The sequence below is a fragment of the Roseivirga thermotolerans genome (assembly GCF_014653175.1).
In the GTDB taxonomy this organism is placed as follows: domain Bacteria; phylum Bacteroidota; class Bacteroidia; order Cytophagales; family Cyclobacteriaceae; genus Roseivirga; species Roseivirga thermotolerans.
Window position 1 is genome coordinate 1,045,984 of sequence record NZ_BNAG01000001.1, and the last position, 23,029, is coordinate 1,069,012.

The following is a 23,029-nucleotide window of genomic DNA, read 5'->3' on the forward strand; positions in this document are numbered from 1 at the left end:
ATGAGAAACCTGTTTGTCCTTTATTTAGCTCTTATTCTCAGCACGTCCTGCTCAAGAACCTCTCAAGATCAGGACCTGCTCAACAAAGCCTACCAGAAGCAGCAAGAAGTTATTGTGCTCATAGGTTCGCTCAAAGAAAAGCTTAAGGCTGTCAACTATGCGGAAAAAGACAGCCTGCTTCAGGTAGTTCATAACCTGGAAGAAACCCTGTTCGAAATACCCGGTTATTCGCTCAAGCTTCCCGGCCACGAGGGCCACAGTCATAATCATAGACCCCTAAACCTGAGCCACAAAGAAATCTATCAGGTGCAGGTAGAAATGTATAATCAGCTCAACCACATAGAACAACTGGTAACCATCCGATGAATAAATTACCCGTAACCGTATTGTCAGGCTTTTTAGGAGCCGGCAAAACCACCTTGCTCAATCATGTGCTACACAACAAAGAAGGCCTGCGCGTGGCCGTAATTGTCAATGACATGAGCGAAGTAAACATTGATGCTGAATTGGTAAAACAGGGCAACACCTTGAGCAGAACTGATGAAAAGCTTGTGGAAATGAGCAACGGCTGCATTTGTTGTACCTTGAGGGAAGACCTTATAGAAGAAGTAGCCAAACTGGCACTCGAAGGCAAATATGACTACCTGCTTATTGAGAGTACCGGAATTTCCGAGCCGCTTCCCGTAGCGCAAACCTTTTGGTTCGAGAGTGATGAGCTGGATGTAAACCTCTCAGACATTTGCACTCTAGATACCATGGTTACCGTGGTAGATGCCTTTAACTTTTTAAAAGACTTTGGTTCGTCAGATACTATTGCCGGCAGAGAAATGAACGATGACGAAGACCAAAGGACCATAGTAAACCTACTCACCGACCAGGTAGAGTTTGCCGATGTAATCTTGATAAACAAGGTCGATTTGGTGAGTAAAGACCAGCTTAAGCTCCTCAAAGGCCTAATGAAAAAGCTAAACCCCAAAGCTAAAATTATTGAAACGGAGTTTGGGAGAGTACCACTGCCAACCATTATGGGAACCAAGCAGTTCGACTACGAAACCACCTCTCAGTCGGCTGGCTGGATACAGGAGCTTGAAAATGAACACAAGCCAGAAACGGAAGAATACGGAATCAGCTCCTTTGTTTTTAGGGATAAAAGGCCGTTTCATCCCCAACGATTTTGGAATTACGTTTCCATGTTCTGGCCAGCGAACATCGTCCGTAGCAAAGGACTCTTTTGGCTGGCCTCCCGGCCAGACGAAGCACTGACCTGGAGTCAGGCCGGAGGTTCGCTTCGGGCCGATTTTGCCGGGGTTTGGTGGTGTTCCATGCCCTTTGAGCAAAGAGTTCGCTACGAGGCATTTGTAGAAAATAAAGCCCGCATAGAGGCTGGCTGGAACAAGCTCTATGGCGACAGAAAGAACGAATTGGTAATCATTGGTCAAAACCTCGACTCTGAGCAAATTAATTCAGAGCTACGGAACTGCCTTTGTACTCCAGACGAGATAGAAGCTTGGCAAAGTAAGAAACCATTTGTGGATCCGTGGCCAATACATGTAGACTAACGCTATGAAAAGACTCTTTATACACAGCTGCCTTATACTCGTGCTGGCCTCCTGTGCCGGTACGCAACGGCTAAACCTTGCTTCTAAATCGGATTTGTGGAATATGTCCCATCTCTCCGAAGCCGAGTATCGGATGGCCAATGAGCTGCTCAGTTTTGGGCTTGAACATGAGGCGCTTTACACCCTGCTGGATACACTCAAACCAATCAGTAGCCTGGGATTTCCCCTTTCTTACCCATTGGCCAAAAGTGGTGAGCAGCACGATGGAGATGAGGACGTGGTAGACCTGATGTCTGACTCAACCCAAATGGCCTTTGCCGAACTTACACAATGGAATAAGGTGTTGAGTAGCCTTTCAAATGAGTACTTTTCCTTCCACTTAATTCCCTTTAAAAACACCTACCGGGGCAAGCGGAACCTTCAATTGTTGGTTTGCCGCAGAGACTTAATGGTCAAACTGCTTAGCGAAAAGGCAGAGTTTTTTGGCCAGTGGGGTTTTACAAGCAATTCAGATCCGGCTACAGTGCTTACCACCATTGAATATGAAAGCCGGAATGACCGCTACCGTGCCTACGGTTATCTTTTTGGTTATCCGGACCATGCCGTAGACTTTTTTGTTGAAGCCTCCATTAGTCAGGAGCAAACAGGAAACTTTGTGGAACGTAACTTCTTCCACATGCCCGTTGCTGTGATGCAAGACGGATATTTTACATATGCCTTACCCAAAGACTACACGCCAAGCCGGTCCGATTCTGCGATATATCGTGCGGCTTTGAGCACCTTGCAGCGCTATGAAATGCTCAAGCCAAGATATATCGATTCTACAGGTCGTTTAGAGGCAATTCGTTTATTGTCTGATAGTTGGAACAAACTCTAATATGCCCGATGGTATAGCCATGCAGCCACTCCTCAATTAAGGCGAAATCATTTTTGCATCGTTGTTGCAAAAACAAAATAAGTTTTCATACTTGCATCATTGTTGCAAAAATGAAAGACATGCTGCACGCAGTAAATCTCACAAAAAAGTATCAGGAGCATTTGGCTTTAGACGACCTCAACTTATCCATTGAGCCGGGAGATATCTATTGCCTTTTAGGCGCCAATGGAGCCGGAAAATCGACCACAATTAATCTCTTTCTCAATTTTATTGCACCAACCAGCGGCAAAGCGGTAATCGATAAGTTTGAAGTAACGGAAAACCCTCAGGCCACCAGAAAGCTGATAGCTTATATTCCTGAAAACCTGGTTCTATACAATGAACTAAGTGGCTTGGAAAACCTTGAATATTTTGTAGGTCTGGCAGGCATGAAGTACCACCAGGAGCAACTGGTGGGCTTTCTAAAAGAGGCCGGCCTTCAGGTTGAGGCTTATAAAAAAAGAGTAAAGGCATATTCTAAAGGAATGCGCCAAAAGGTGGGAGTGGCCATGGCCATAGCCAAGAGAGCAAAGGTGCTCTTGCTCGATGAACCAACCTCCGGACTAGACCCAAAGGCCAGCAACGAATTTTCGGAGTTGCTACTTCGCCTAAGCAAGCAAAACGTAGCCACTCTAATGGCTACCCACGATCTGTTCAGGGCCAAAGAGACAGGTACCAACATTGGCATTATGAAGTCGGGTAAGCTGGTTGAACAACTCTCTACCGAAGAAATTAACCATAGCGATCTGGAAAAACTGTATCTCAACCACATGAGTAATTGAAAGATGGTATTTCTGGTTGCAGCTAAAGAAATCAAAGAGATCGTAAGGTCGGGGCAGTTTAAATGGATGCTGGGCATAGTGGTATTGCTCAGCATGGTGGCCACATACATTAGCCACGTGCACTGGCAAGAAAAAAATCGGCAGCGCATTGAGGCTGCAAATCAGGCCAGAGAACTATGGTTGGCTCAAGGCTCTACCAACCCGCACAATGCGGCTCATTATGGCACCTTTGCTTTCAAACCTCAGTTTCCGCTGGCGCTAATAGACCCCGGGGTAGAGAAGTATACCGGAGTGTCTATTTTTCTGGAAGCCCACTCCAGAAATGAGGCTGACCATGTAGCTGCGGCCGATCAAACCGGGCTCTCACGCTTTGGAGACCTGACCCCCGATTTTGTTTTACTCTTTATTGTACCCCTAATGATTATTGCCCTGGGGCACCAGTCGGTTACCAAAGAAAAGGAACAGGGAACGCTGAAAATCATTAAGACTCAGGGAATAAGCAACAGGCAACTTATAGCCGGCAAATGGCTGGGCAACTACCTGCCCGTGGCCATGCTCACTACCTGCCTGTTTGTGGTGGCGGCTTTATTTATCGGAGAATTTGACTGGAAGTTTCTGGCCACTCTATGGTTGGTTTATCTGGCCTATTTTGCCATAGTCAACAGTATTACCCTTGTTGTTTCCTCATTAACAAATAGCTCGGGTATTTCATTGGTTACATTACTAGCAATTTGGATTTGTAGCTGTCTGGCGGTTCCAAAAATCGCCAGCAGCTACACCAATGAAAAACATCCCTATCCTACCCGGCAAGAGTTCGAGGCGGCTATTGCCGAAGACAAGAAAAAAGGCCTGGATGGACACGACCCCTGGAGTGAAGCATCTAAAAAATTGGAACGAGAGACCTTGGAGGCCTATCAGGTAAATAAACTGGAAGACCTGCCTTTCAATTTCGATGCTTTTCGAATGCAAAAGGGAGAAGAGCATGAGGCCGAAATTTACTTTAAGCACAACGAGAGACTAAAGGAGGTTCATAAAGAGCAAACCACGGTATATCAAAAGCTGGCCGTTCTTTCTCCCTTTCTGCCTACCCGCTTCATGTCCATGTCTTTGGCCCACACCGACTACTCCACCCATTGGCACTTTGCCGATGAAGCCGAAAAGCATCGCATAAAAATGCAGGAGATTTTGAATACCAACTTTGCTGAAAACTCCAGGCTAGGAGAGTGGGGATATAAGGCCGATGCTTCGTTGCTCTCCGAGATACCTGAGTTCCATTTTGAGGCGCTCGATTTTAACGAAGTGATGAGTGCCAATAGCAGCAATCTCGGCATTCTCACTGCCTGGCTGCTGGCATCATTTGGTCTGTTAATTTTTGCTTCAACCCGCATTTAATATGGTCAACCTGAACATTCGTCATGAATTAAAACTTTTGAGCCGAAACTTCTGGTTTGTTTCACTCAGTCTTGTGCTGGTGTTACTTTGTCTCTATGCCGGTCACAATGGGTTAAAGCATTATGAAAGAAGGACGGCCGATCAGCAAGAAGCCCTGGCTGCTCAGCAGGCCAAAGAGCAGCTCATCAAAGAGGTGGCCCTAACCCTAAGTAAGGGAGAAGAGCATCCCAATGCCTACAGGCTTTCACCAATGAACCTGGCCATTTCCACCGGACGCCTGGGTACCATGCCGGCCACCCAAATGAGCAAGCTAGCCATAGGGCAAAGCGACCTATACACTCACCAACTGAAAATTGCTCTCAACGAAGATTTGGCTACTCTGAGCTTCAATGAACTTAACAATCCGGTGCAATTGCTCTTTGGAAACTTCGATTTGGCCTTTGTGCTAACCTACCTTGTACCTCTTATAATTATTGCGTTCACCTACAACTTGCGTACCCGGGAGTTAGAATCCGGTCGGTTAAAACTGTTGGCTTCGAATCCTATCAAAATAAATCTATGGTTGTTGCAGCGGTTCATTATCCGTTATTTCTTCCTGTTACTCATACTCACTGCGATTCTCCTGGCCACGGTTCTTATCGCCCGCACAGGTTTTAGTATGCAGTTGTTAGTTTTCTTTCTACTCACTTATGCCTATCTGGCTTTTTGGTTTGCCATCTCTTACTTGGCGAACCTCTTGGGGAGATCTTCGGCCAGAAATGCCGTTTCTATGCTCTCTCTATGGATTCTACTGGTACTGGTTGTACCCACTGTGATCAATCAGGCTGCTAATACGGTGTATCCCATGCCTTCCAGAGTAAAGTTGCTCAATGAGATTCGGCAGACTAAAAAGGAGCTAAGTAAGGAGCAGAATAAAGTGCTGGATGAGTACCTACGAAACCATCCGGAACTGATAAGCAACAAAGGAGAGAATGCTTATGGTTATTGGCAAGGCTATTTTGCCAGCCAGGAACTTACAGAAAAACGGCTCGCCCCGCTTATTGAAAGGTTCGATGCACAGCTAGCCAAACAGCAAAGATGGGTAAATGCCTGGGGGATTCTAAGCCCGGCTGTCATGTTTCACGATGGAGCCACTCGGCTGGCCGGCACCTCTTCTGCACATTACGAACAGTTCAAAGATTATGTAAGGTCTTTTAGCTTGAACTGGAGAGCCCATTTTATGCCCTTCGTGTTCAAAAATGAAATGCTCGGATTGCAAGAGCTCGACAACCTGCCGGAGTTTCAGTTCCGATCGAGGAGCCGTACAGCTGGCGTATTTATGAATATATCTGTTTTACTAGTTTTTTCTGCTTTGACGGTGATTTGGGGGCTTGCATTAGAGGGTAAACGTCAGCTTATATGAACCCAACCCAATGAAACTTTATTCCCTGTTTTTTCTCTTTCTCTTTTGGTCAACCGCCTTGACTGCGCAGCAAGCAGACGGAAACTTTTCGCCTCCAAAAGAAAAAGAGGTTGTTCGGGCAATTCGGGCAAAAGGAGCCATTAAAATTGATGGCAAGCTAAACGAAAGCGATTGGCAAAGGGCTGTACCCATTGCTGATTTCTTTAGAATGGAGCCAAGGCAGGGAGGAGCGTATCGGTACAAAACGCAAGTGCGAGTACTTTTTGATGATAAATACCTGTATGTAGGGGCATTTTGTGCCGATAGCTTAGGCAAACGAGGCATTCGCGTTCAGGATTTAAGGCGTGATTTCAGCTGGGGAGAAAATGATATTTTCGGCATACAACTAGACCCACAAAACCTAAAGCAATATGCCGTTGCCTTCCAGACCACACCTTATGGCAATCAGCGAGACCTGCAGAACTTTAATGACCAGAGCACAGACAACGACTGGAATGCTCTTTGGACGGTGCGAACCTTTCAGGCCGATGAGGGCTACTATACCGAATTTGCCATTCCTTTTAAGTCGCTACGGTACGATTTGCCCATAAAAGGTGAGGAGGTAATCTGGGGTATTACGTTTACCCGTCTGGCCAGAAGGGACTATGAACAAACCGTTTTTCCGGCCATTCCACAGTCGTTTAGTCCATACCGAATGACTTACGCAGCGCAGTTGAAAGGATTGGAGCTGCCGGAGCCAAGCGCTAATGTGCGTGTGGAACCCTATGCTTTGTTTCAATATGAAAACCAAACGGAGGACGGTGCAAAAACTACCGAGAGTAGTTTTAAACTGGGTGGAGACGCTAAGTGGGCTGTGAACCCCAATACGGTAGTAGACCTTACCTTCAATACAGACTTTGCTCAGGCCGATGTAGACAGGGCCGTAAACAATCTGGAGAGGTTCAATATCTTCTTTCCTGAGCGAAGGCAATTTTTTCTGGAAAACTCAGGGATATGGTCTGGCAGTTATCAGTTTGCCATTAGGCCTTTTTTTAGTCGAAAAATTGGTTTGGCCGGTGATTTCAATGCGCAGCCGGCCCCCATTGATGTGGGTGTAAGGTATACTCAACGAGACGAGAAACAGACACTGGCCGGCATGTATATTCATCAGGCCGCTACAGACATTTCGCAGGCCGCCAACTTTGGTGTACTGAGATATGCCCATAACTACGGCAAGGAGAACAACGTGGGCTTTATGTTTACACACCGACTCAATGAAAGCTCAGAGTCGCTAAATAGAGAAACCCAAAACAATTCCACATGGACCATAGACGGGCTCATTAGACCTTCCGATCAGTGGACGGTAAATTACCTTGCTTCTGTTTCTACCGATTATGAAAAGGGTGATCTGGGTTTTGCCGGAAGGTTCTTTGCCGGAAGACAGGCTAATAAGTCTTACTGGGGCTGGGTAACCGAGTACATAGACCAATCCTACAACCCGGCCATGGGATTTATAAGCCAGAGCAATGTAATCAGGCATAACCCCGGAGGCTACTGGATTGTGAGACCCAAAAAACTGAAGTGGATAAGAAGGTGGGATCCGGGGCTGTTTGTGAATTATTATCACGATGCCAACGATCCGGGCAGTTTTCAGCAAGCCAGTCTTTACCTCTTTCCCATATATGTGTTTTTTACTGATGGAAGCTTTGTGGAATACGCCATTACACCCACCTGGCAGAACATCAACTTTAGCTTTGCCCCATTGGGTATTGCTATTCCGCAAGAGGAGTTCTTTTATGTGAGGCACGATATCAATATTAGAACCGATCAGTCTAAGAAGTGGTCGCTTAGCGGAAGCTATGAGTGGGGTGAATTTTACAATGGAAGACAGAAAAAGGTAGTAGGAGGAGCAAGAGTAGCCCCTTCTCCTCACTTTGCCTTAAACGTTGACTATGAATACATTCTACTTGAAGAACTGGGTATTCTACAACAAAATATGGAAACGCACTTAACCACTTTAGGTGCAAGACTGGCTGTGAACCCACGCATTCAAATGTCTTCTTTTTATCAGTACAATTCTTTCGATGATCAGGGCAGATGGAATGTGCGTTTCAGTTGGGAGTATCAGCCCCTTTCATTTTTATACTTGGTTTTTAACAGCAACACCATTAGCACCCACGAGAGAGACTTTCAGCAGCAACAAACCATTGCCAAACTCACTTTCTTAAAGCAGTTTTAGTTTAACAACGGCCGCCATGAATCTTTTAAAACACAAACCAGAGTGTTTTAAGTAAGTAGTTTTTTTAACCGGCTTCTTACTATTTTCAGGAATAAAATAGAGCAGCTATGGATTTATCAAAGGTTCGGCATTTACGGTCGAAAGATCTGTTAACACTGGTTTTGTATAGCTTTGCGGGGCTTTTTATACCTATAACATTATTCGTCTTCGTGCTGCTACTTTTAGGAGTTCCTCTTAACATAAACAATCAAGAGTATATGGGAACAGATGCTATTTTATTCTCTATTCTATTTTTACCAATATCCACTCTATTCGGGGCTATTGTGTTTTGGGTTTATCTGGCCGTTGGGTGGAAGCTGATTCGCATAATCATTCCCTATTTAGGTTTTGGGTTTTCGGGGAAGCGCGCCAAATAGGTTAGCAAAACTCTGCTTTAACGCGAATTGGCTCACTTCTAAGACTAGTTACTTTCTTAAAGCAGTTTTAGTTTAACAGTCTTTGCAGTGTTCGTCCTTGAGTTCAAACTCAAGCGTAGAATGCTCAATGCCTAATTCGTGAAGCAGATATTTCGCTCGTTTTTTAATGGCCGCTTGCAGGCGTAGGTCGTACGACTTGTCGAGTACCAGGTGTGCCGAGAGTACATGGTATTCTCCATCCATAGACCAAACGTGGCAGTCATGAACCTCAATGACCTCGGGGATGGTTCTCAGGCGTTTATGCACCTTTTCCAGATCTATTTCTTCAGGTGTGGCCTGAAGAATAATGCTGAAGCTTTTTTTGATGTTTACAAACACGTTGTAGATAATAAATAAGGCGATAAGCACAGAGAGCAGAGGGTCTATGAAATACCAATCGAAGTACATGATGAGCAAACTGCCCACCAAAACGGCTATCCAACCCAACACATCTTCCAACAAATGAAGGCTAATAACCCGTTCGTTAATAGAGCTTCCCTTTCTAAGTCTTAGTACCGCTACCCCATTTACCAATACACCGAAAATGGCTATGTAGAGCATGCCTTTTTCATTCACCTCGGTAGGGTTAAGTACCTGAGGCACTGCACGGCTGATGATTATGACCGAACCCACAAGCAGCACCACGGCATTAATAATGGCACCTAATAACGAAAAGCGTTTGTAGCCATACGAAAATGTATTATTCCGCTTCTTTTCCGATAGGTTTTGAAAGTACCAGCTCAGGCCTATACTCACACTGTCGCCCAGATCGTGCAGCGCATCCGATAGAATGGCCAGACTGCCCGTAAACAAGCCTCCAATAAATTCAATACAGGTAAAACCCAGGTTCAGGAAAAAGGCCACCTTCAAGTTTTTCGTGCTCGCGTGGCCATGATGATGATGGTGATGATGCCCCATGTCCAAATGTATTAAGAAAAGCTACGCAACAAGGTTTCAGATAACCAGCTGTGCCAATACGGCACACAAGGCTCCAAAAACCGAAACCCCAAACCGCAACCAATTGAGCTTATGATTAGGGTCTGTCTCAAAAAATATGGTTGTAGAAATTTGTAAAAAGCTACCCGCCACAATGGCAAAGAAAATGATCATGTACTTTTCGGGTAATAAGTTGCCATGGCTCATAAACTCGCTTACAAACAGGCCTAAGGGAGAGGCCAGGGCAAATATGAGCAAGGCTGAGTAGGCCTGAAATTTTAGTTTGAATCTGTTGAGCAATAGAGCCATTAGAGCTACTGCAGCCGGTATTTTATGCATTACTATACCCAACAATATTTTAGGAGAGCTGCCGTGCTCATAGGCCAGCTCGGGGCTGTGGTTTGAGTGTATGGAATCCGTCATGATGCTGCCCTCCAAAAATGAATGTAAACAAAGAGCCACCAGCAGATATACTACGGAGTGTTCTGCGTGAGCATGTACGTGCCCATGCTCTACCCCGCTGGTAAAGTTTTCAATAACCTTTTGTAAAAAGAAGCCAATGAGCACATAAAGCCCAATGTTAAATGGATTCTCATTAGAAAGGAATAAGTCCGGAATAAGATGAATGATGGTAACGGAAAACAAGTAGGCACCGGCAAACACCAAAAACAACTGCATGCGCTGTCCAAACATTAGCCCCGTGCGTAGCAATACAGCTCCCGGAATGGCCGCAGAAAGGAACAATATAATAGCATTAACGATCAACTCTTACCCTTACTTTTGCAACAAGATTGCAAAGATGCTAAGAAAATTCGAATTGGAATGAATAAGTTCAACTATTCACTTTTTTCTGTTTTAACCGTTTTGCCTCTCAGGCCGCCAGATATGTAGGTATCTATGTGGCCATTTTCGTCTGCAAAAATCAGGTAACACTCCAGGTTCGGGTCTGCTTCTATCAATTCAATGCTCTTGTCTTTTCCCAGTACCATACAAGCCGTAGCATAGCCATCGGCCAACATACAGTTGGGGGCCACCACTGTGGCACTCAATAGTGTCTGCATCTGAGGAAAGCCCGTTTTTGGGTTAATGGTATGAGCCACCTTTCGGCCGTCTTCAAGAACTCGGAAGTTCCGGTAATTGCCAGAGGTGGCCAATCCAGCATTTTCCAGCCTTACGGCATCGAAAATGCCTCCTATACGCTGTTCATCGGGCACTTCAATGCCAATAACCCAGGCATCGCCATCAAGGTTTTGGCCACGAGCATGTACTTCCCCACCAATTTCTACCATGCAGTTTTCAAGGCCCTGGCTCAGCAGCCAGTTCACCACCACATCTATGGCCTGCCCTTTGGCAATGGCCGAAAAATTGAGTTTCAGTCCTGTTTGAGAAGTACGCACCTCAGAGCTGTCGAAGCTAAGTTTCTCAAAACCTACAAACTGTAGCAATGAGTCTACCTGAGCACTGTCAGGTCCCATAAAACCACCTTCGCCAAAACCCCAGGCATTAATGAGAGGGCCCACTGTTGGGTCGAACGCCCCGTTGGTTTTTTCATACACCACGCGGCTGGCTTCCAGCACTTCATAAAAATAAGGCTGTTTGAAACTATGCTTCCCTGTTTGATTGAACAACGATATTTCAGAGTCAGGTACATAAGTAGAAAGAGCCTGGTTAAAATCGGCCAGCAAAGAGTCTATCTGAGGTTTTAAGTTGCGTTGCTTTTTATCGAGGTATTTTACCGTGTAGCCAATGGTACCGCCCATGGTGGTGCCCCTTACTACCATTTCATGTGGCTGATTTTTACGGTAGGTGTACACCACAAAAATGGCGATCATCAATACAATAAGATAAATCCTAGAGAGCTTATTCCTATCCATTGCCTTATTTTTGGCAAAGATAATTGAATAGCCTGCCAAGCCTATGAGATTAGTTAATTCATTCATGTTTCTGGCAGACTATCCTTATCTTTTCAGATCAATTGAAAAAGAAGAATGAGGGAAGACTATCTTGATGCCAGTGGCGATGAGCTTAATTCGTCTGAGAAAGACATTGAAAGAGCACTTAGGCCGTTGTCTTTCGAAGATTTCTCCGGTCAGGATAAAATTGTGGCCAACCTGAAAATTTTTGTGATGGCTGCCAAGAAACGATCGGAGCCATTGGACCATGTGCTGCTTCATGGCCCTCCCGGTCTGGGTAAAACCACCCTTTCTCATATAATAGCCAACGAACTGGACTCAGAGATTAAAGTAACATCCGGGCCGGTGTTGGACAAGCCCAGCGATCTGGCCGGCTTGCTTACCAACCTGGAAGAAGGCGATGTACTCTTTATAGACGAAATCCACCGCCTTAACCCCATAGTGGAGGAATACCTTTACTCGGCCATGGAAGACTATAAAATTGATATTATGCTCGACTCCGGGCCTAATGCGAGAACAGTGCAAATTGGCCTTAACCCCTTTACACTGGTAGGAGCCACTACACGCTCAGGTTTGCTTACCTCTCCGCTGCGTGCCCGCTTTGGCATCAATGCCCGTTTGGAGTACTACGACTCCAAGCTACTTACCCGGATTGTCATGCGTTCGTGCGATATACTGAATACGCCCATCGATGACGATGCGGCTTTTGAAATAGCCAGACGCAGCCGGGGAACCCCTCGGATAGCCAATAATTTGTTGAGAAGAACCCGTGATTTTGCTCAGATTAAAGGCACAGGCAGAATTACCAAAGAAATAAGCGAAATGGCCCTCAATGCCCTCGATGTAGACTCCCATGGGCTAGACGATATGGATAATCGCATACTGCTTACCATAATCGAAAAGTTTAAGGGTGGGCCCGTGGGTATTTCTACCATTGCCACAGCCGTGGGCGAAGAAGCCGAAACTATTGAGGAGGTTTACGAGCCGTTTTTAATACAAGAAGGGTTTCTAAAAAGAACATCGCGAGGTCGTGAGGCTACCCATTTGGCCTATGAACACCTTAAAATGAAAAAACCAGGGCAAACAGGTACTCTGTTCGGTTAAGCAGTTGCGCTCCGGGACTTATTCAGCCCGTGGAAAAACCACACCTATGAAGTCAGCCATTGTTCATAACACCCGCTTCGTAAAACAGAAAGCCAAAGAATTAGGCTTTCAGTTTTGTGGCATATCCAAGGCCGAGTTTTTGGCCGAAGAGGCTCCCCGGCTGGAGGCCTGGCTAAAAAGCGGCAGGCATGGACAAATGAAATACATGGAAAACCACTTTGACAAACGCCTGGATCCTTCCAAGTTGGTTCCCGGTGCCAAGTCGGTGGTGTCATTGCTTTATAATTACTACCCACAAAAAGATCTGGCCAAAGAGCGTCCGGAGCATTACAAGTTGGCCAAATATGCCTACGGTGAAGACTACCACCATGTGATTAAAGATAAGCTGAAAGTGTTTTTTGAGGCGCTGAATGCAGAAGTTGGCGCCATAGAAGGCCGTTTATTTGTAGACTCTGCTCCTGTAATGGAAAGGCAATGGGCCGAGAAGTCCGGGCTGGGTTGGGTTGGTAAAAACACCTTGCTCATTAACAAACAAGCCGGGAGCTTTTTCTTTTTGGCCGAGCTAATCATAGACTTGCCGCTGGAGCCCGATGGTCCTATAAAAGACTACTGTGGCACGTGTACTCGTTGCGTAGATGCCTGCCCTACCGATGCCATAACACCCTACGCTCTCGATGCCAGTAAATGCATTTCATACCTTACCATTGAGCTTAAGGAAGAGATTCCTACGGAATTTAAAGACCAAATGGAAAACTGGGCCTTTGGCTGCGACATTTGCCAGGATGTTTGTCCCTGGAATCGCTTTTCTTCGCCCCACCAAGAATCGGCTTTTCAACCGTCTACAGAACTAAAAGCACTTTTTAACAATAATTGGCAAGATTTAACAGAGGAGGTTTTTCGGGAAGTTTTCAGAAAATCGGCAGTAAAAAGAACCAAGTGGAGTGGGTTGGTGAGGAACTTAAATTTCCTTAAAAAAAGTTAAGCCCATCGTTTTAGGATGGGCTGGGTTCAAATACTGTTTATCTTATCAATACGAACTGTTTGTCGATAATCGGGCCATACATGTGGCCAAATTTGGTGTAACACCACTTTTTCAGTTCTTCTAACTCATCCGAGATGAGTGATTTAACGGCTTTTCTCAACTCTTTTTCAAAAAGGCGCTTGTCGAAGCTCACCTTTGAGAGAATAGTCTTGAAATACTCCAACATGTTAAGAACGTTTAGGGTTATGAATCTACTTTTAGGTTTGGTCGTACCTACTGTACGTAGGTCAGATAATTCAGGTTATAGTCTTTCAAAAATGAGTTTATCTTTGAAAGCTGTTTCCTGAATGGGTAACGAATTTAATGAAAAATTATGAGAAATTCTCGGGTATTTTTAATGGTTTGGAGCTGTCTTCTCTTTTGTGCAGGCAGCCTATGGGCACAAGATATTTCTATTGAATTGGGTCCAGATGAGGTGGGCATGAATGAAATGTTCACCATCACGGTAACCGTAAGCAACGGTTCTATTAAGAACTACACCGACTTTCCAACCATAGAAGGTTTTGCCAAGAGAGGAACCTCTTCTTCCAGTAAAACGAATATTGTAAATGGCCAAATAAGCTCTTCCCAAAGCATTAGGCAAAGCTATATGCCGCTGGAAGAAGGCACGTATACCCTCGATCCGTTTACTATAAAAGTCAATGGCATAGAAATAAGCTCTCAGGGTAAACAAATTAAAGTAACCCCACCGGTGGAGCGAAGGTCTAACTCCAGAAGAAGGTTCGACCCATTTGGAAGAGATGCTTTTGACGACCTGTTTGGCGGAAGAAACCGAAGCGAACCCGAATTTGTAGACGTTGAAGAAGACGCCTTTTTGGCCCTCACTACAGATAAAGACGAAGTTTTTGTGGGCGAAGGCTTTACCACAACTTTTGCTTTTTATGTGGCCGATGCTAACAGAGCTCCTCTCCAGTTTCACGAAGCCGGTAAACAGCTGTCTACCATTCTCAAAGACCTGAGACCCGAAAACTGTTGGGAAGAAAACTTTAACATAGAAAACATTTATGGAGAACGAGTGACCATTAATGGTAAGAACTACACCCGATACAAAATTTATCAGGCCACTTATTATCCCCTCAACCTAGAGCCTGTTGTGTTTCCATCGGTGCCTTTCGAAATGATTAAGTTCAGAGTTGCCCGCTCACCTTCTTTTTTTGGTCGCGACAGGCAGGAAGACTTCAAGACATTTTATACCAAAGAGAAAACTGTGAAAGTAAAAGCCTTGCCGCCACATCCTCTGAAAGATGTAGTGGCCGTAGGAGACTTTGAACTGGACGAAAAGATTGACAAGACTACGGTAGAAACCGGGGAAAGCTTTTCTTACGAATTCAATATATATGGCGAAGGAAACATTAGTGGTATCAACGATCCGATAGTACCCGGCACTCGCGAAATGGACATTTATCCGCCCAATATTGCCCAAGACATTAACCGCGGTGCAGGAAGAGTTACCGGCTCCAAGAAGTACAGTTACTTTGGCATACCCAATGAGCCCGGTCAATACAACCTCAAAGATTATTTTAGCTGGGTGTTTTTTAATCCCAAAACAGAAACTTACGACACGCTGTATTCAGAAATTAAGCTTGAAGTGACCGGAGAAAGCAAGCAAAATGTTTCTATCTCTTCTACCGATTTGGGTTCGTTCTACGATTCCATAGACCTGGCATCTAACGAACTCAAGCCGCTCAAGAAAGATAATACCACTCAAATTATAGCCAATCTGTTGATAATTGCTATGTTGGCGGGCGCAACGTTTTTGTTTGTTAAGAAATAATGGGAAATACTTTCGGAAAACTCTTTCAGATACATACCTATGGTGAATCGCATGGCCCGGCTTTGGGAGTGGTTATCGATGGCTGTCCGGCAGGACTAACCATCGATGAGGCTTTTATACAGTCCGAACTTGATAGACGAAAACCAGGGCAATCAAAAATTACAACTCAGCGCAAAGAGGCCGATGAGTTTGAAATAGTCTCCGGTGTTTTTGAAGGAAAAACCACAGGAACGCCCATCAGCATTATTATTCGCAACAAAGATCAAAAGAGTAAAGACTACTCTCACATTGCCGATAAGTTTAGGCCCTCACATGCCGACTATACTTTTCATACCAAATACGGTGTGAGAGACTACCGAGGTGGAGGCCGGTCTTCTGCCCGCGAAACCGTGGCTCGGGTAGCAGCAGGAGCAATTGCCAAGTTGCTGTTAAAGCACTACGGAGTAAGCTGCCAGGCCTATGTGTCGCAAGTGGGGAGTCTGCAACTCCAAAAAAAATATACAGAACTTAACCTAGCCACTGCCGAAGACAATATAGTGCGATGCCCCGATAGTGCCACGGCCAGTGCAATGATTGAGCTCATTGATGAAACCAGGAAAAACAGAGATACCATTGGTGGAATTGTAACCGGAGTCATACAGGGCGTACCGGCTGGTTTGGGAGAGCCGGTATTCGACAAGTTGCATGCCGAATTGGGCAAAGCCATGTTGAGCATCAATGCTGTAAAAGGCTTTGAATATGGTAGTGGTTTTGAAGGGGTAAAAATGAAGGGCTCCGAGCATAACGATGCTTTTTACACCGAAAATGACCATGTAAAGACCAAAACCAATTACTCTGGTGGTATTCAGGGAGGTATAAGCAATGGAGAAGATATCTATTTCAACGTGGCCTTCAAGCCGGTAGCCACCATTATGCAAGACCAGGAGAGCATCAACGAAGCCGGGGAGACGGTAGTAGTATCTGGAAAGGGAAGGCACGACCCCTGTGTGGTGCCAAGAGCAGTACCTATCGTTGAGGCAATGTCAGCTTTGGTTATTGCCGATTATTTGCTAATTAGCAGGTCTAATCGACTTAATTAACCCTCACTTTCAGGTCATGAAGAAACTTCCTTTGCATGTCAAAATCATGATTGGACTGTTTGCCGGAGTAATCTGGGCATTCCTCTCAAGTTCTGTAGGCTGGAATCAATTTACCATAGACTGGATCGATCCCTTTGGGCAGATTTTTATTCGTATGCTCAAATACATTGCAGTACCTCTGGTGTTGCTGTCTATCATAAGCGGTATTTCAGGCCTCAAAGACATGTCTAAGTTGGGTCGAATGGGAGGTAAAACACTTGGCTTTTACCTGGTAACCACGGTGGCCGCAGTGGGTATTGGCTTGCTCCTGGTCAACGTGATTAAACCGGGCGCGCTCATCGATGACGAGCAACGCATCAAGAACAGGCTAAGCTATGAGTTTTGGGCATTGGAAAACGGTGTCGAAATACTGGATGGCAAGAACTATCGCGATAACCCCGAGTATGACCACCTGTATGAACATCAGGAGATGTCTGAAGAAGAGAAACAAATGGTAGCCGAAAAGCAGGCTGCAGCTTCAGAAAATAAAGATGCCGGTCCACTTGCCTTTTTGGTAGACATGGTGCCACAAAACATAATACTCTCTCTGGGCAACGATAAACTCATGCTGCAGGTGATCTTTTTTGGGATCTTCTTTGGCATTTGTATGGCTGCTCTGCCCGATGATAAAGTGAGCGGGCTGAGTTCGTTTATTAATGGAGCCAACGAGGTCTTTCTGAAAATGGTGGACTATGTAATGCAAGCCGCTCCGTTTTTTGTGTTTTGTCTTTTGGCCGGAGTAATTGCCAAAATGGCCGATACACCGGCTCAGGTATTCGAGATTTTTAAAGGGCTGGCCTCTTACTCGGTTACCCTCGTTCTTGGCTTGCTTTTTCTCATTTTCGGGTTTTACCCAACCATTATTCGCACCTTTATTAAATCGCTTACCTACCGCAAGTTCTTCAAAAAGGTAAGTCCGGCACAGTTTCTGGCTTTTTCAACCAGTTCCAGCGCGGCTACACTTCCCGTTACCATGGAGTGTGTAGAAGAAAATCTTGGGGTTTCTAAAAACGTATCGAGCTTTGTTTTACCAATAGGAGCAACCGTAAACATGGACGGTACCAGCCTGTATCAGGCGGTAGCTGTAGTATTTATGGCCCAGCTACATATGGTAGATCTCTCCCTAGTGCAGCAGCTAACTATTGTACTCACGGCCACCCTGGCCTCAATTGGCAGTGCGGCCGTTCCTAGTGCAGGCCTGGTAATGATGGTTGTAGTGCTGCAATCGGTTGGGCTTAATCCGGCATGGATAGCCATTATCTTTCCGGTAGATAGGCCACTGGATATGCTTCGAACGGTTGTAAACGTGACCGGAGATACGGTGGTTTCTTCTTTGGTTGCCAAATCGGAAGGCGAATTAAAGGAAGACTAAGAACTTATCCCTTACCTTTGCGGTTAAGACTTAGCAAATTACAATTGATATGAGACCGGTAAATATATATATGGAAGCCAACCCTAACCCAAACTCAATGAAGTTTGTGGTTAACTTTATGTTGCTTCAAGATGGTGTCAGCTTTGATTACCCCAATGCCGAGGCCGCTCAGCAGTCGCCATTGGCACAAGAACTTTTCCAATTGCCTTATGTCGACCGGGTGTTTTACATGAGCAACTTTATTACCGTAACCAAGAAGGAGGAAGTTGATTGGTTGGAAATTCAAGACGAGATAAAGTCTGTAATAAAACCCTATTTGGAAAACGAAAAACCACTGTTGCTGGAAGAGCTGGATAAAGACCCTCTTTTCGATGAAAACGACTCAGAAGTGGTAAAGAAAATAAAGGGTATACTGGATGAATACATTCGGCCAGCGGTAGAACAGGACGGTGGAGCCATTGGTTTCTCTTCATTTCAAGACGGAGTGGTTAAGGTAAAGCTTCAGGGCTCGTGTAGTGGATGTCCTGCTTCAACGGTTACCCTTAAAAATGGCATAGAGAATCTGCTAAAACAGATGTTGCCCAACGATGTGAAGGAAGTAATAGCCGAAGACGCTTAATACCAGGCAGCCGCATCCGTATAGAGAGTTGGCTGCCCGGTCTTCAAAGGTTGAATATCTGCCCAATAGTTGGGTTAGTTACACATAAACCTCTTTGCTATGAAATTTGGAGGCGTTGCCAACCCTGAATCCATCGATTTTACTCTTCCTCCCGACCATGAAGGAACCCTTGCTTTGCTAAGCAGGGGAGAAGGACTTCAAAAGCCTCGTATTTATGTAGGTTGTGCCAAATGGAACCGATCTGACCTGAAAGGTTTTTACCCGAGAGGTACCAAAGATGAATTGACCTACTATGCCACGCAATTCAACAGCATAGAACTTAATGCCACTTTCTATAATTTTTATAGCAAAGAGCAGTATGCGGCCTGGGCGCAAAAGACACCGGATCACTTCAGGTTTTTTCCAAAGGTAAATCAGATGATTAGCCATATGAAAAGGCTGAATGATGTGGACAGATATACCGAGGAATTTTGCGAGTCGCTAATTGGTCTGAAAGAAAAGTTGGGCATGGTATTCTTACAACTGCACAACAACTTTGGACCAAAAAACTGGGATAGACTGGAGCGTTTTCTCAATGGATTCCCCAAAGAAATACCCCTGGCGGTTGAAGTAAGACATACCGATTGGCTGAACCAGGAAGACGTGGCCAACCGCTTCTACCAATTGCTGGAGTCTAAAAGAGTCTCTAATATCATTACCGACACAGCAGGGCGTAGAGATTTGCTTCATATGCGCCTCACAACACCGCAGGTTTTTATTCGCTATGTGGGAGCCAACCATGAGTCGGACTATACTCGGCTAGATGATTGGTTGCAACGAATAAAGGCTTGGGTGGCTACCGGAGGCCTGACAGATATTTACTTTTTTGTACACCAGAATTTAGAGAAAGCTTCTCCATTACTCTCTGCCTACTTTATTAAAAAACTCAATGCTGAACTAGGTTATGAGCTTCAAGTACCCGAAACTCAATCTACTCAGTCGTCTCTTTTTTAAGCAGTAGACCGATTGGCTCAAAGGCCTGCCCCTTTAATAATGTCGTCTACCACTTCCGGATTGAGCAAGGTAGAAGTATCACCAAGGTTTGATAGGTCTTTGCTGGCCACCTTGCGGAGAATTCTGCGCATAATTTTTCCTGAGCGTGTTTTAGGAAGCCCGGGCACTATTTGCACTATGTCCGGTTTGGCAATTGGGCCAATAATTTTGCGCACGGTCTCTTTTATTTCTTCCTTCAGACTCTCCTCAGTGCGTCCTGTCATGTCGCAAATCACAAAAGCATAAATGCCTTGCCCTTTTACTTCGTGTGGAAAACCCACCACGGCCGACTCTACCACTTTTGGATGCTCGTTGATGGCATTTTCTACTTCGGCCGTTCCCATTCGATGTCCCGAAACGTTAATCACATCATCTACCCGACCGAGTATTCTGAGGTAACCGTCATGGTCTCTTTTGGCTCCATCGCCCGTAAAATACATGCCCTTGTAAGTCGAAAAATATACGTTTTTGCACTTTTCATGATCGCCATAAGTGGTGCGCAACATGGACGGCCATGGAAACTTTATGCACAAATTGCCTTCTACATTATTTCCGGTAAGTTCATTGCCTTCCGCATCTACAATCACCGGTTGAACACCCGGAAGAGGCAGCGAAGCATGTGCCGGTTTGTTTGGTGTAATGCCTGCCAGGGCCGAAATCATGATTCCTCCTGTCTCGGTTTGCCACCAGGTATCTACAAGAGGGCAATTGCCTTTGCCTATATGGTCATGATACCAGTGCCAGGCCTCTTCATTGATGGGCTCGCCAACAGAACCTATAACCTTTAGCGAAGAGAGACTATAGGGTTCTACAGGCTCCAGACCGTAAGCTTGCAGGGCACGGATGGCTGTGGGCGCGGTATAGAATTGGTTGACTTTATATTTGTCTACAATTTCCCAGAATCGGCCCGGATGAGGATGAGTGGGGACTCCCTCAAACATTAGCGTGGTGGCCCCTGCCAATAACGGGCCGTAGACAATGTATGAGTGGCCGGTAATCCAACCTACATCGGCCGTACACCAGTAAATATCGCCCTGACTATACTGAAATACATTGAGAAACGAATAATAGCTATATACCATGTACCCCCCCGTGGTGTGCACTACCCCTTTGGGTTTGCCGGTAGATCCTGAGGTGTAAAGAATAAACAGCATGTCTTCAGCGTCCATTTCTTCCGCCTCAAACTCGTAGGGCTGGCCATCAATTGCATTGTGCCACCACAGGTCGCGGTTGGTCACCATATTCACGGGTTGATGTGTTCGTTGCAGTACAATTACCTTTTGCACCGATGTGCATTTGGTCAGGGCTTCATCTACAACCGCCTTTACCTCAATTTGCTTTTGGCCACGAAAGTTACCATCGGATGTCAGTACCATTTTGGCCTGGCAGTCATTAATTCGATCGGCCAAAGAACTAGCCGAGAACCCGGCAAAGACCACTGAGTGAATGGCGCCTACTCTGGCACAGGCCAACATGGCGATGGCTGCCTCCGGAACCATGGGCATGTAGATAATCACCCGGTCGCCTTTACCAATACCCTGAGCCTTTAGTGCATTGCAAAACTGGTTGGTAAGGCGGTATAATTCGCTGTAAGTAAGGGTTCTGTTAGGTTCATCCGGATTATTAGGTTCCCAGATGATGGCAGGAGTTTCTCCTTTAGTATATAAATGGCGTTCAAAAATATTCTCAGTTAGGTTGAGCTTACCATTCACAAACCACTTCACATTGGGGCCTTCAAAGTCCCATTCCAGGGTTTTAGTCCATTTTTTACGCCAGTGGAACGATTCAGCAATTCTGGACCAAAAGGCTTCGGGCTCCAATACGCTTTTTTGATACTCATGAAAGTAACCGGAAAGGGTCTGTATTTTGTGGCTCATACTAGGAGGTTCAAAAGTTGATATTGATGGAATAAGTTAAAAGATTCGACAGAGAGCTACAATGCAAAATGATAAAAGAAAAGGCTGTTTCGGCCGGCAGATGTGTTAACACCTGTTTACCCAAACAGCCCTTAAGTGGTTGCTGTAGTAGCTGCTATTGAATAGTAACATTAAACGTTACCCGCACATCTTCTTCGCCTCCGGCATTGGTTTGGTCTCCCTCTGCAACTCCCGTTTGGAACTTGGCTGGCTCATGCACCAGAATTACCGTAAGAGTACCGGTGCTGGCGTTTCCTGCCGAAGCATTATTCTTGAGCCCAACAGGGTAATCCTGTCCGTCTATGGTATAATCTGTTTCGGTGTCGTTGTATTCTACCAAAAGTGTAAGGCTCGAGCTGATTTCAAAGAAGAGCTGATGGTCTCTGGCTTCTGCCTTTATTTCTGGAGTAATGTTTACAGCCCCATTAAAAAAGGCCAGAGTAAGGTCGTACGTATTGCTTTCTGTAAGAACAATATCGTCAATCACCGGGTCAGAGCCACCGTCTCCATCGGTATCTTCCCAGCTAGCCACTATGGTCTCGTTAATAGGCCCTGTGCTGGTAAAAGTGAGCTCTACTTTGGTAATGAGTTCTTCTTCATTTACCGGATCCGGGTCGTCTTTGTCGCAACCCAGGGATACTGTAGCCAGAAGGGCCACCAGCAACCAGTTCAATTTTATTAGCTTCTTCATGATTATCGGATTAGGTAGTTTATCGGTCAATATTGCAAAAAATTAGGCAAAATACACACCCTGCATGGTATAGATGGTAGGGTAGATGAAACGAAAAAAGGGCAGCTCTTCAGCCGCCCCGTGGGAATTGTATTTGAGAAAACTACTGAGTTATTGTATGGTTGCACTAAAGTTCACCCTTACATCTTCTTCGCCACCGGCATTAGTCGGATCACCCGCGCTTACGCCACTGGCGCTTTTATTAGGCTCATGAATGAGTAATACAGTAAGCGTGCCGTTGCTGGCATCGCCCGTTGTGGCTGTGCCCATTAGGCCCAGCGGCTTGCCATTACCGTCCTCATCGTTGTAAGCATAAGTAAAGTTGAGGCCGCTGGCGGCTACAAAGAATACCTGATGCTCTTCGGCTTCTTCTTCAACCTCTTCAGTAATATCTTCTGTAGGGGTTTCCGACTCATTTAAGAATTCTACTGAAACACTATAGGTAGTATTGGCTGCCAAAGTAGGGTTGGTAATTACCGGTGCATTGCCTCCTTCGCCATCAAGGTCTTGAAATGTAGCTACAATGGCCGAGCCGCCACCGGAGGGAGTAAACGTTACCCGAACGGTAGTGATCAGCTCTTCTTCATTAACTGGCTCTGGATCGTCATTGTCGCAGGCCATAAGACCTAGCAGCAAAAACGCCATTAGAAATGATTTGATCGTGGTTATGTTTTTCATAATCAGAATAACTTTTGTGCAATATTGTTGCAAATGCAAGTCTGTTGCAAGAGTTATTTAGAAAATCTTAC

At 45.4% G+C, this 23,029-nt stretch carries 21 protein-coding genes; 14 read left to right on the forward strand and 7 right to left on the reverse strand.

Annotated features, from left to right (window positions below; translation table 11 throughout):
• The 7 genes from IE164_RS04485 (at position 1) to IE164_RS04515 (ending at position 8,269) form a co-directional block, all read left to right on the forward strand.
• Entirely contained in the window at positions 1-366 is a 366-nt protein-coding gene (locus IE164_RS04485) for a hypothetical protein (protein ID WP_189628975.1), read from the forward strand.
• Positions 363-1,559 carry a GTP-binding protein gene (locus tag IE164_RS04490; protein WP_189628976.1) on the forward strand — a complete coding sequence of 399 codons (1,197 nt, stop codon included), beginning with the start codon at positions 363-365 and terminating at the stop codon, positions 1,557-1,559. Before IE164_RS04485 ends, IE164_RS04490 begins: the two co-directional genes overlap by 4 nt.
• A 4-nt stretch (positions 1,560-1,563) precedes the next feature.
• Positions 1,564-2,436 (forward strand): hypothetical protein, encoded by an 873-nt coding sequence (locus IE164_RS04495; RefSeq protein WP_189628977.1) that lies wholly within the window; start codon positions 1,564-1,566, stop codon positions 2,434-2,436.
• A 119-nt stretch (positions 2,437-2,555) separates the two neighbouring features.
• On the forward strand, positions 2,556-3,257 hold the full coding sequence (locus IE164_RS04500) for an ABC transporter ATP-binding protein (RefSeq protein WP_189628978.1): 702 nt from the start codon (positions 2,556-2,558) through the stop codon (positions 3,255-3,257).
• 3 nt (positions 3,258-3,260) lie between these two features.
• A complete protein-coding gene (locus IE164_RS04505; RefSeq protein ID WP_189628979.1) occupies positions 3,261-4,649 on the forward strand; it encodes a DUF3526 domain-containing protein in 1,389 nt (462 codons plus the stop codon).
• Position 4,650: 1 nt separating this feature from the next.
• Entirely contained in the window at positions 4,651-6,051 is a 1,401-nt protein-coding gene (locus IE164_RS04510) for a DUF3526 domain-containing protein (protein ID WP_189628980.1), read from the forward strand.
• A 10-nt stretch (positions 6,052-6,061) separates the two neighbouring features.
• Entirely contained in the window at positions 6,062-8,269 is a 2,208-nt protein-coding gene (locus IE164_RS04515) for a DUF5916 domain-containing protein (RefSeq protein ID WP_189628981.1), read from the forward strand.
• A gap of 488 nt (positions 8,270-8,757) precedes the next feature.
• On the opposite strand, the gene IE164_RS04520 is transcribed toward IE164_RS04515, so the two are convergent.
• From IE164_RS04520 to IE164_RS04530, 3 genes are all read right to left on the reverse strand, one after another.
• Positions 8,758-9,588, reverse strand: a complete 831-nt coding sequence (locus tag IE164_RS04520) for a cation diffusion facilitator family transporter (protein WP_229838544.1) — start codon at positions 9,586-9,588, stop codon at positions 8,758-8,760.
• Positions 9,589-9,678: 90 nt separating this feature from the next.
• Positions 9,679-10,425, reverse strand: coding sequence for a ZIP family metal transporter (locus tag IE164_RS04525; protein WP_189628983.1), 747 nt, complete (start codon positions 10,423-10,425; stop codon positions 9,679-9,681).
• Positions 10,426-10,496: 71 nt separating this feature from the next.
• Entirely contained in the window at positions 10,497-11,534 is a 1,038-nt protein-coding gene (locus IE164_RS04530) for an FAD:protein FMN transferase (protein ID WP_189628984.1), read from the reverse strand.
• Between the two features lie 114 nt (positions 11,535-11,648).
• On the opposite strand from IE164_RS04530, the gene ruvB reads away from it, so the two are divergent.
• Both ruvB and queG read left to right on the forward strand, forming a co-directional pair.
• On the forward strand, positions 11,649-12,677 hold the full coding sequence (gene ruvB / locus IE164_RS04535) for a Holliday junction branch migration DNA helicase RuvB (RefSeq protein ID WP_189628985.1): 1,029 nt from the start codon (positions 11,649-11,651) through the stop codon (positions 12,675-12,677).
• A 46-nt stretch (positions 12,678-12,723) separates the two neighbouring features.
• The gene (gene queG, locus IE164_RS04540; protein ID WP_189628986.1) at positions 12,724-13,659 is read left to right on the forward strand and encodes a tRNA epoxyqueuosine(34) reductase QueG; all 936 of its coding nucleotides are present in this window, start codon (positions 12,724-12,726) and stop codon (positions 13,657-13,659) included.
• Between the two features lie 37 nt (positions 13,660-13,696).
• Here the strand turns inward: queG and IE164_RS04545 are convergent, their stop codons facing one another.
• Positions 13,697-13,885 (reverse strand): hypothetical protein, encoded by a 189-nt coding sequence (locus IE164_RS04545; protein ID WP_189628987.1) that lies wholly within the window; start codon positions 13,883-13,885, stop codon positions 13,697-13,699.
• A gap of 147 nt (positions 13,886-14,032) precedes the next feature.
• On the opposite strand from IE164_RS04545, the gene IE164_RS04550 reads away from it, so the two are divergent.
• The 5 genes from IE164_RS04550 (at position 14,033) to IE164_RS04570 (ending at position 19,595) form a co-directional block, all read left to right on the forward strand.
• Entirely contained in the window at positions 14,033-15,493 is a 1,461-nt protein-coding gene (locus IE164_RS04550; protein WP_189628988.1) for a BatD family protein, read from the forward strand.
• Positions 15,493-16,572 (forward strand): chorismate synthase, encoded by a 1,080-nt coding sequence (aroC, locus tag IE164_RS04555; protein WP_189628989.1) that lies wholly within the window; start codon positions 15,493-15,495, stop codon positions 16,570-16,572. Before IE164_RS04550 ends, aroC begins: the two co-directional genes overlap by 1 nt.
• Before the next feature lie 46 nt (positions 16,573-16,618).
• A complete protein-coding gene (locus IE164_RS04560; protein ID WP_229838522.1) occupies positions 16,619-17,983 on the forward strand; it encodes a dicarboxylate/amino acid:cation symporter in 1,365 nt (454 codons plus the stop codon).
• 49 nt (positions 17,984-18,032) lie between these two features.
• Entirely contained in the window at positions 18,033-18,602 is a 570-nt protein-coding gene (locus IE164_RS04565) for a NifU family protein (RefSeq protein ID WP_189628991.1), read from the forward strand.
• A gap of 99 nt (positions 18,603-18,701) precedes the next feature.
• A complete protein-coding gene (locus IE164_RS04570; RefSeq protein ID WP_189628992.1) occupies positions 18,702-19,595 on the forward strand; it encodes a DUF72 domain-containing protein in 894 nt (297 codons plus the stop codon).
• A 17-nt stretch (positions 19,596-19,612) separates the two neighbouring features.
• On the opposite strand, the gene acs is transcribed toward IE164_RS04570, so the two are convergent.
• The 3 genes from acs to IE164_RS04585 all read right to left on the reverse strand — a co-directional run bounded on the left by acs (position 19,613) and on the right by IE164_RS04585 (position 22,958).
• Complete coding sequence (acs, locus tag IE164_RS04575; protein ID WP_189628993.1) at positions 19,613-21,511, reverse strand: acetate--CoA ligase; 1,899 nt, start codon at positions 21,509-21,511, stop codon at positions 19,613-19,615.
• 154 nt (positions 21,512-21,665) lie between these two features.
• Positions 21,666-22,241: a type 1 periplasmic binding fold superfamily protein gene (locus IE164_RS04580; RefSeq protein WP_189628994.1), complete on the reverse strand. Its 576-nt coding sequence runs from the start codon at positions 22,239-22,241 to the stop codon at positions 21,666-21,668.
• Between the two features lie 150 nt (positions 22,242-22,391).
• Complete coding sequence (locus IE164_RS04585) at positions 22,392-22,958, reverse strand: type 1 periplasmic binding fold superfamily protein (RefSeq protein WP_189628995.1); 567 nt, start codon at positions 22,956-22,958, stop codon at positions 22,392-22,394.
• Positions 22,959-23,029 lie beyond the last annotated feature (71 nt).

What these genes read in the sequence shown, in the direction of transcription:
- IE164_RS04485 (WP_189628975.1), top strand. Translation starts at nt 1, where the DNA reads ATGAGAAACCTGTTTGTCCTTTATTTAGCTCTTATTCTCAGCACGTCC.
- IE164_RS04490 (WP_189628976.1), top strand. Translation starts at nt 363, where the DNA reads ATGAATAAATTACCCGTAACCGTATTGTCAGGCTTTTTAGGAGCCGGC.
- IE164_RS04495 (WP_189628977.1), top strand. Translation starts at nt 1,564, where the DNA reads ATGAAAAGACTCTTTATACACAGCTGCCTTATACTCGTGCTGGCCTCC.
- IE164_RS04500 (WP_189628978.1), top strand. Translation starts at nt 2,556, where the DNA reads ATGCTGCACGCAGTAAATCTCACAAAAAAGTATCAGGAGCATTTGGCT.
- IE164_RS04505 (WP_189628979.1), top strand. Translation starts at nt 3,261, where the DNA reads ATGGTATTTCTGGTTGCAGCTAAAGAAATCAAAGAGATCGTAAGGTCG.
- IE164_RS04510 (WP_189628980.1), top strand. Translation starts at nt 4,651, where the DNA reads ATGGTCAACCTGAACATTCGTCATGAATTAAAACTTTTGAGCCGAAAC.
- IE164_RS04515 (WP_189628981.1), top strand. Translation starts at nt 6,062, where the DNA reads ATGAAACTTTATTCCCTGTTTTTTCTCTTTCTCTTTTGGTCAACCGCC.
- IE164_RS04530 (WP_189628984.1), bottom strand. Translation starts at nt 11,534, where the DNA reads ATGGATAGGAATAAGCTCTCTAGGATTTATCTTATTGTATTGATGATC.
- ruvB (WP_189628985.1), top strand. Translation starts at nt 11,649, where the DNA reads ATGAGGGAAGACTATCTTGATGCCAGTGGCGATGAGCTTAATTCGTCT.
- queG (WP_189628986.1), top strand. Translation starts at nt 12,724, where the DNA reads ATGAAGTCAGCCATTGTTCATAACACCCGCTTCGTAAAACAGAAAGCC.
- IE164_RS04545 (WP_189628987.1), bottom strand. Translation starts at nt 13,885, where the DNA reads ATGTTGGAGTATTTCAAGACTATTCTCTCAAAGGTGAGCTTCGACAAG.
- IE164_RS04550 (WP_189628988.1), top strand. Translation starts at nt 14,033, where the DNA reads ATGAGAAATTCTCGGGTATTTTTAATGGTTTGGAGCTGTCTTCTCTTT.
- aroC (WP_189628989.1), top strand. Translation starts at nt 15,493, where the DNA reads ATGGGAAATACTTTCGGAAAACTCTTTCAGATACATACCTATGGTGAA.
- IE164_RS04560 (WP_229838522.1), top strand. Translation starts at nt 16,619, where the DNA reads ATGATTGGACTGTTTGCCGGAGTAATCTGGGCATTCCTCTCAAGTTCT.
- IE164_RS04565 (WP_189628991.1), top strand. Translation starts at nt 18,033, where the DNA reads ATGAGACCGGTAAATATATATATGGAAGCCAACCCTAACCCAAACTCA.
- IE164_RS04570 (WP_189628992.1), top strand. Translation starts at nt 18,702, where the DNA reads ATGAAATTTGGAGGCGTTGCCAACCCTGAATCCATCGATTTTACTCTT.
- acs (WP_189628993.1), bottom strand. Translation starts at nt 21,511, where the DNA reads ATGAGCCACAAAATACAGACCCTTTCCGGTTACTTTCATGAGTATCAA.
- IE164_RS04580 (WP_189628994.1), bottom strand. Translation starts at nt 22,241, where the DNA reads ATGAAGAAGCTAATAAAATTGAACTGGTTGCTGGTGGCCCTTCTGGCT.
- IE164_RS04585 (WP_189628995.1), bottom strand. Translation starts at nt 22,958, where the DNA reads ATGAAAAACATAACCACGATCAAATCATTTCTAATGGCGTTTTTGCTG.